The organism is Pseudomonas sp. AP42, assembly GCF_001728935.1.
Taxonomy (GTDB): domain Bacteria; phylum Pseudomonadota; class Gammaproteobacteria; order Pseudomonadales; family Pseudomonadaceae; genus Aquipseudomonas; species Aquipseudomonas lactis.
Genome location: NZ_LYSO01000219.1, coordinates 1 through 1,191, shown reverse-complemented (window position 1 = coordinate 1,191; position 1,191 = coordinate 1). Strand labels below are relative to the sequence as shown.

At 57.2% G+C, this 1,191-nt stretch carries 1 protein-coding gene; it reads right to left on the bottom strand.

Annotation, left to right across the window (positions count from 1 at the left end; all coding sequences use genetic code 11):
- Positions 1-144: 144 nt before the first annotated feature.
- On the bottom strand, positions 145-1,125 hold the full coding sequence (locus A7K61_RS30585) for an IS5-like element IS1384 family transposase (protein WP_010466230.1): 981 nt from the start codon (positions 1,123-1,125) through the stop codon (positions 145-147).
- Positions 1,126-1,191: the final 66 nt, after the last annotated feature.

Below are 1,191 nucleotides of genomic sequence, written 5' to 3'. Positions count from 1 at the left end.
GATGGTCTGAAGTAGCCATGTATTTCCCCGGCATACCACCTAGCGCAACTTTTAAACTCGCCAAATGATCAAAAAACAATCAATTCGACGAGTATTTCTTACGTTTTCGCCACCCGGACCCCACTCCGGTGGCCATTTCCCGCATTACAGGCGCACCTCTCCTGCATTCGTCAGTAAATGTCGGCGCGCCATCCACAGGTTCGACAGAGCGAACAGTGTCACCAGTTGCGCCGTGTTTTTGGCCAAGCCGCGAAAGCGCACCTTGGTGTAACCGAACTGGCGCTTGATTACCCGGAACGGATGCTCGACCTTGGCGCGCACCTGAGCCTTGGCCTTTTCAATCTTGCGCTTGGCTTTGTACAGCACGCTGCGCTTATCGAGTTTTTTGTAGGTGCTGCGGCGTGCCGCCACCTGCCAGATAACTTCACGTCCTTCATGCTCGGGCCGCTTTTCGACACCGGTGTAGCCTGCATCGGCGCAGACCACGTTTTCGTCGCCATGCAGCAATTTGTCCACCTGGGTGACATCCGCCACATTGGCCGCCGTGCCCACTACGCTGTGCACCAGACCCGATTCGTCATCGGCGCCGATGTGGGCCTTCATGCCAAAATAATACTGGTTTCCCTTCTTGGTCTGGTGCATTTCCGGGTCGCGCTTGCCGTCCTTGTTCTTGGTCGAACTGGGCGCATTGATCAGCGTTGCATCGACGATGGTGCCCTGGCGCAGCGACAGGCCGCGGTCGCCCAGATAGCCATTGATGACAGCGAGGATGCCGGCCGCCAGCTCGTGTTTCTCCAGCAAGCGGCGGAAGTTGAGAATGGTGGTTTCGTCGGGGATGCGCTCCAGGTTCAGCCCGGCAAACTGGCGCAGGATCGTGGTTTCGTACAGCGCTTCCTCCATCGCTGGATCGCTGTAGCCGAACCAGTTCTGCAGCAGATGCACACGCAGCATCGCCATCAACGGGTAGGCCGGACGGCCACCTTCACCTTTCGGATAATGTGGCTCGATCAAAGCAATCAAGCCCTTCCACGGCACCACCCGATCCATCTCGATCAGGAACAACTCCTTGCGGGTTTGCTTGCGCTTGCCAGCGTACTCGGCGTCGGCGAAGGTCATCTGCTTCATCGGGAAACTCGGTGGGTGGGGTCGCGGTATTTTGCCAAATCAGAAAGTCTTTTTCAGAGTTTCCCT

What these genes read in the sequence shown, in the direction of transcription:
- A7K61_RS30585 (WP_010466230.1), bottom strand. Translation starts at nt 1,125, where the DNA reads ATGAAGCAGATGACCTTCGCCGACGCCGAGTACGCTGGCAAGCGCAAG.